We start from the raw sequence: 6135 nt of genomic DNA on the forward strand, positions 1-6135 counted from the left end.
AAGAGGCCGTAGATGACGTTTACGAATAAGTTAGCGCTGCCGATCTGAGGATGTCCGCTTCGTCGGCCAGAAAGCGAGGAACGCATCGGACAAGCGCCGACGCTCCAGCCAAAGTTCAGAGAGATCTATGCCGTCGATCGTATGCCACATCACCGCACCACGCTCGGAAATTCCGGTCGGCAGAATCAGAGAGCGCGTAGCATCGTCTTTCGCATAAATGTACGGTTCGTCCCCTACACGCGACGGAACACGCTGAAATTCCAAAGGTGCTTTGAGTTTCTTGTCGCGGGCGATTTCGTGCTTCATGACTGGTACGCGGATAGCGCGAAGTTCGTCATGCAATTTCCTGAAGTCGACGCTGGCCGGCACTAACTTACGCTCCTCTAGCAGCCTGACAATCTCGTACGCGGATCCCACCCAGAGCTCGGAAAGCATAACGAGACGTGAGATGGCATCGCCGGAAAGATCAGCCCGTGCATCCCAATGTGGCGACGCTCGTTCGTCCTCTAACGCACGAACGAGGACGTCGAGATCGCCACTCCGTTGAACCGAGACAGTCAGCAGTGACTCGGGAAGTAGCCCACCTATCGCGAACGAAACTTCGATCCACCGCGCGCGCAATTCGGAGAAGCGTTGGTTCGCTAAAACGAAAGCATTGGTCAGCTGAAGTGTCACGTCCATCGATTCCCCCGGCGGTATTATTGATCCCGGCAATAATATCGCTCGGCACGTGTCCGAGGTCGACATCACTGTTGTGGCATTAGTCTAGAAGGCCGGCAATTCGGCTCCGCCCTGACTAGTTACTTTGGTTCCGCGATCATTTCGTCCGCCGGATAGAGCTGCAGCATTGCGCGCGCGGCTTCGATGTTCGACGTCGTCAGCCACTCCTCCCAGTCGTCCGGCCACAGGATAACGCTGCGGCTCATGGAGAAAATGGTCTGCGCGGCCGAGCTGGAGCTGAAGAAGAACGGCTATCCCGATTCGTTCGCGCTCGACCAGCTCCGCCGCATGATCGACAGCGCTCGCTTCGACTGAAGCCGGCATTACGACCGACATCGGCAGCGCTCAAATCTCGGCAAGAAGCGGTAGGAGATCCATCGAAATAAGTCGCGCCTCGATATTGTGTGCCACGGCCAGGTGCTCCTCGTTGTCGGCCGAGAACACTTCATCCTTGATGCTGACAAGGATCGTGCCGAGCCTCCGCTTCCGATCTGCCGACAACACCGGAACAATCTCCTGCGCTTCGGGAATCTGTTGAGTGGTCAGATCCACCGGCAGATAGATCATCCAACCGACGCCGGGGCGATCCTGAAAAGCCTGCTTCTCCGTGTAGCCGTCAGGCGCGGCCGAGATCACGGCCGGCGAAAATTCCTGTGCGGTCTTGACCACAATACTAACCACAACGTTCTTGTTGTCGATGAATGCCCCGCGAGCGCCTATTGATACCGTATCGGGGAAATGCCCGCCGCACGCGAAGACCTCGACCGATGCGCCGATGGAATCGTCGGCGCTGCCGTCCCATATCCCGAGCGACGACGTTTCCTCGCCTCGGTATTCATTCTCCAGCGCCGTTACCGCTGCGCTACTGGGCTGGCCATCGGCCGCATACACCTCGCCAGCCTGCGCCTCTGCAAGCGTATCGCCCTGCATACGCCACTTTGGACGCGCCAGATCCGGAGCCGCGGCCGCCATTACATCAACAATCGCACCGACCTTCGCGAGCGTTTGCGCGAACGCGAACACTTCGATTCCGCCGGCCTTGATGAAGGAATCAATTTTCATGATGGTAGGAAGTTACGGAAAATACTCCGACTCAATCGACATGGTCTTGAACCAAACCGCCATTCGCTTATAGGTCAGCGGTCCTTGGAAATAGTAACGTAGCCGCGTTGGTGGATTCGCCTTTACCCTCAGCGCACGCTTGATCGCCTGATCGCGCATGTGGCGAAAGCCCTTGAAGAACTGTTCGGACTTCGGAATAGATCCGTCAAGAAACTGGTCGTAGTTCCCCTTCGCCTCTTGCAGCAAGCACTCTTGTGGCTTGAATCCGTCAAAATCGATTCCAAGCCACTCCCACTCGTCGCTCCACAGGCAGCTCTCCGTATCGAACGCGAAGCCGGTTACTCGCGCCTGATATCGATACGCAGGCCAGTTGGCGCCGTGTCGGCTACGCACAAGTTTGCCGGTCTGTTCGGGCGGGCACTTCTTGCAGGGCGCAGTGGAGTCGGACATTGTCCGCGATTCCGTCTTTGCCTTCGCCTGCTCGTCCATCTTGCTAACGTCACCCCGAAGGCTACCTATCCCCGCTACTGCCGCGCCCCCCAGTAATACGCTTCCAATAGCCGACAATGCCGGCCCCGCTTCCGCCGCTGCGGCTGTCACTAGGGGGATTAACGGTGCCGCCATGCGGGACTCCTTTCAAGCTATCGGGATGTTGGGATCGCCAAGTGATCTCTTGGACGTAGACTTGGAAACGCTCGTCAGCGTCGCGACCGGGCTTCGTCAGCCAAGCCCACGTTGCAGGCTTGTCGTAGAAGCTCGGCGAATACGCCTCGATTTTGAGGAACTGGACGAAGTGATCGCTTTGTTGAATGCCGAGCGTCCGCGCTGCTCGATACGCATCCCATAGACGATGGTGAAGGTCGATATCCTGTCCCAGGGCGGGATCGGCTTTGATCAGATCGCGCCGCATGCCATCGACGAAATTGCGCGCTTCACCTTCAGCGAGTGCCGACAGGTGCGCCGGGGTGAGATTAAGCGGCATAAGGGTGCGCCCTGAAGAGCTGTCCGTCGATTTCTAACAGCCAATCGAACGTCGGGGAAAAGAACATCGTCAACTCGGTTGAACTGAGTGCCGGCGCGAAATGACGCATCACGCGCGCGTCGTAGTAGCGAAGCATTACCGATCGACCGTCCGGCAGCGTACCGTCCAACCTCTCCCGAAGCTCGGCCGAGAGCTGGCTCGGTCCATAGGCACTGATGATCCAGTTCACTCCATACTCGCTCTGCGCCAACTGCCCGAGCGCACGCCGGCAATCACCGTCGACAGCCGCGAAGTCGAATAGCCAAGGGCCAGCATCCGCGAGCGAGGCGTCCGGTGTTGCATCAAGCAACGCCATTGCCGAATCGCGAGCCCTGCGCGGCTCGGAACCGACCAGCTCGGAATACAACAGACCATCCACAAGCGCAAACAGACGAACCGGAAGGCTCGCCCGCTCCTGCACCGCCGAATAGATATCTTGAATGCCCATCGCTGCTCACCCGCGAATGATCATCGCAGCCGCGTTCTTGGCAGCAGCAACCATGCACGAAAGACAGAATCCCTCTGATGGCTTCGGGGCAGCGAGTTCCAGCGCGACCGGACCTCCTGTCGCAGAGAAGCCCATTTTGACGAGCGCATCCGACTCGAAGGACTGAAACATCTCAGACTGCGACGCAATCATGGTCGGCAGTGGACTACACCCGCATGCGACCTTATCGCCTTCCAGCGCAGCTTGGTGCCCCATCAAGTTACCGGGCCAACGCGGCCCCTCTGCAACGATGACGCCGACACGCTTGCAAGCCGGACAAGTTACTTTGGCACCTAAGTAGGTAAGTCCAACGCCGTCGCAACTCATGGTCGGGATGCTGTCGACGACCACCCCGCCGCTGGTCGAATGGTCTCCAACTCGGAGATAGTTCCGCTTCACATGCAGGCCCTCTCGGTTTCTAATGATCCGACTATTATCCGAGCAACAGGCGGCTGTCGAGAGTCGGAAGGCGACTTGACCAAATGTGACATTTAGCCAATGCGCCTCCCGCCAAACAACCCGCAGAATTGCCGGGTACGCCAATGGAACGGACCTGCGGGCGAGCCGTCCGCTAGAACAGACCGACCGGCTGCGCCGCGTCGTCCCAACTGAAAATGATCAGCTCGTTTCGCTCGACGCCCCTCCCACCACCGACCGTGTATTGAATCGGCACGGTCTCGATGTGAAATCCGTCGAACACGCGCCGAATGTCGGGATGATCGTTGAGGCTGACGATCGCGCGCCCTTTGATCGACCGCAGCCGTTGCGCCATCTTCTCGTACTCGCTGAATGGAAACGCCACGCCATACCCTTCCATCTCGTAATACGGCGGGTCCAGATAGAACAGCGTATGCGGGCGGTCGTACCGATCAATGCAGGCAGCCCAATCCAGCCGCTCGATAAACGCGTTCGCAAGCCGCAGGTGCGCTGCAGAGAGTTCCTCCTCGATACGCAGCAGGTTCAGACCGGGCGGCGTAGTTGTCGCCGTGCCAAATGTCTGTCCTTCGAGCTTCGCCCCAAAACAACTTTTCTGCAGGTAGTAGAACCTCGCAGCACGCTGGATGTCCGTGAGCGTTTCCGGGATCGTGTGCTTTAGCCACTCGAATACCTGCCGGCTCGTCAACGCCCATTTGAACTGGCGCACGAACTCCTCCAGGTGATGCTGCACGACGCGATATAGGTTGACCGACTGCGCGGCCGACTGGATCAACGGATGATTGATCCCGCCGACCATCTTGAGGATGCCGCTGACCGCCGCCCCCGTCGCCGAAAAGCTGCGCATCACCGTTCCGATCTGCGGACTCAGATCGCCGGCCACCGACAGCAGGCTCGTCGCCCCGCGCAACAGGTCGGCGGCCGACGTGAGATTCCCCGTCGCGAGCTTCGTCAACGTGTCGACCGTGTTCTGACTGGCGCTGCGGTTTCGATCGAAAATCCGAAAGTAACTTTCGCAGACGGACCCGCGCCGGCCCGGCCGCAAAGCACGCCCCCTTCCACGCCTTCCCGAAATGGACGCACCGGCCGCAATGGCCGCGTGATCGCTCCAGACCCACCCCGGCCACCCGGCCGGGGTCTCACCAAAGCCTTTCGGCGAGATCGCTCCCCCGCAGGTTTGCGTAACGCATCAAGACCTTGGGATTCGTGTGTCCCGTGATCTTCGCGATCTGAACGTCACTCAACGTCGTACGCTCGTACAGCCTCGACGTCGCCTCGTGCCGCAGGTCATGGGACACGAGATCCGAGCAACCTGCCGCGTCGAATATCCGCCCGAACTGTGCCGATAGCCGGGACGAGACCCGATCTTCATCGGTGTAGGTTGCGTATCGCTTCGGGAGCAGGCGGAGAGGGTTGGTCGCCAACATCGGCGTGCCCGATCTCACCACCCAATCGAAGCAGCGAGCCAACGCACCAACGTAGTGCCGGATCGTTGACGGCGAAAGGTGGTCGTGTCGCTTCATGGCGGTCACCCACCGCTCGACCCACTGGTAATCGAGTGTCGCAAGCGACTTTGCCTTGATGGCCGCTCGTCCGAGGAGCGCATTGAGCACCTGGACGTCGGAATCAGGGACCGATACGCGGCGCAGATACGCTCGAATGGCGTCCCCCGTTGTCGCGATCGCTTCGCGTTGCTCGACCACTTCATCGGGCACGATGCCGGCGTCCAGCAGCTGCTCCAATCGGGCGACGTACGCGTCGCCTTCTGCCTCAGTGTCAAAGGTCAGGGAAAGTGGCTTTGGTAGCAGCTTCGCCCGTTTGATCGTGTATTCCCACGTGCCGGACGGCCGCAGTCGTTTGTTCGCCATGCCTAGATAAACTCGCCTCGATTGCCAATTAGCCGATTGACGGGTGGTTGGCGTCGGTTTTTAGTTGGTTACAGGCGACTTTTTACCACTCTAGGCAACTCTATTACAAGAATGAAAGCGACGCGGAAAAAAGAAAAGCCCTGACGAATCAGGGCTTTATCTCGTTCTACTTGGAGGCGCGAGCCGGAGTCGAACCGGCCTAAACGGCTTTGCAGGCCGCTGCATAACCGCTTTGCTATCGCGCCAAAAGCGGACTGTCCGGATGCCGTGAAGGCAAGCGACAGATTTTTATTCGAGGACCATCAGTCCATCAAATAAAAAGGGAAGCGAGGCTTCCCCATTACCTGGAGCGGGAGACGAGTCTCGAACTCGCGACCTCAACCTTGGCAAGGTTGCGCTCTACCAACTGAGCTACTCCCGCATTGTCCTGCACCTGCAGCGCTTTGCCGTACAACACGCTGCCAGAAAATCTGGAGCGGGAGACGAGTCTCGAACTCGCGACCTCAACCTTGGCAAGGTTGCGCTCTACCAACTGAGCTACT

General features: G+C 58.9%; 8 protein-coding genes, 2 tRNA genes and 1 pseudogene. All 11 read right to left on the reverse strand.

Going from position 1 to position 6135, the window contains the following annotated elements; genetic code table 11:
* Nucleotides 1–30 precede the first annotated feature (30 nt).
* The gene (locus tag SB771_RS32925) at nt 31–681 is read right to left on the reverse strand and encodes a hypothetical protein (RefSeq protein ID WP_175661051.1); all 651 of its coding nucleotides are present in this window, start codon (nt 679–681) and stop codon (nt 31–33) included.
* A gap of 119 nt (nt 682–800) precedes the next feature.
* A pseudogene (locus SB771_RS32930) lies at nt 801–914 on the reverse strand (DUF159 family protein); the annotation flags it as partial.
* Nucleotides 915–1065: 151 nt separating this feature from the next.
* Entirely contained in the window at nt 1066–1782 is a 717-nt protein-coding gene (locus tag SB771_RS32935) for an Imm52 family immunity protein (RefSeq protein ID WP_244096790.1), read from the reverse strand.
* A 12-nt stretch (nt 1783–1794) separates the two neighbouring features.
* Nucleotides 1795–2406 (reverse strand): restriction endonuclease fold toxin 5 domain-containing protein, encoded by a 612-nt coding sequence (locus tag SB771_RS32940; protein WP_063909297.1) that lies wholly within the window; start codon nt 2404–2406, stop codon nt 1795–1797.
* Nucleotides 2294–2764, reverse strand: coding sequence for a hypothetical protein (locus SB771_RS32945; protein ID WP_175661050.1), 471 nt, complete (start codon nt 2762–2764; stop codon nt 2294–2296). Before SB771_RS32945 ends, SB771_RS32940 begins: the two co-directional genes overlap by 113 nt.
* Entirely contained in the window at nt 2754–3251 is a 498-nt protein-coding gene (locus SB771_RS32950; protein WP_175661049.1) for a DUF4123 domain-containing protein, read from the reverse strand. The genes SB771_RS32945 and SB771_RS32950 overlap by 11 nt, the downstream gene beginning before the upstream one ends.
* Before the next feature lie 6 nt (nt 3252–3257).
* A complete protein-coding gene (locus tag SB771_RS32955) occupies nt 3258–3689 on the reverse strand; it encodes a PAAR domain-containing protein (RefSeq protein WP_175661048.1) in 432 nt (143 codons plus the stop codon).
* A 172-nt stretch (nt 3690–3861) separates the two neighbouring features.
* On the reverse strand, nt 3862–4680 hold the full coding sequence (locus tag SB771_RS32960; protein WP_341770288.1) for a DNA adenine methylase: 819 nt from the start codon (nt 4678–4680) through the stop codon (nt 3862–3864).
* A gap of 184 nt (nt 4681–4864) precedes the next feature.
* Nucleotides 4865–5593: a tyrosine-type recombinase/integrase gene (locus SB771_RS32965; RefSeq protein WP_175661047.1), complete on the reverse strand. Its 729-nt coding sequence runs from the start codon at nt 5591–5593 to the stop codon at nt 4865–4867.
* A gap of 171 nt (nt 5594–5764) precedes the next feature.
* Nucleotides 5765–5838, reverse strand: a tRNA-Cys gene (locus SB771_RS32970).
* A 100-nt stretch (nt 5839–5938) separates the two neighbouring features.
* Nucleotides 5939–6014: transfer RNA gene (locus tag SB771_RS32975), tRNA-Gly, on the reverse strand.
* Between the last annotated feature and the right edge of the window lie 121 nt (nt 6015–6135).

The organism is Burkholderia sp. SIMBA_051, assembly GCF_046534915.1.
GTDB lineage: Bacteria > Pseudomonadota > Gammaproteobacteria > Burkholderiales > Burkholderiaceae > Burkholderia > Burkholderia ambifaria.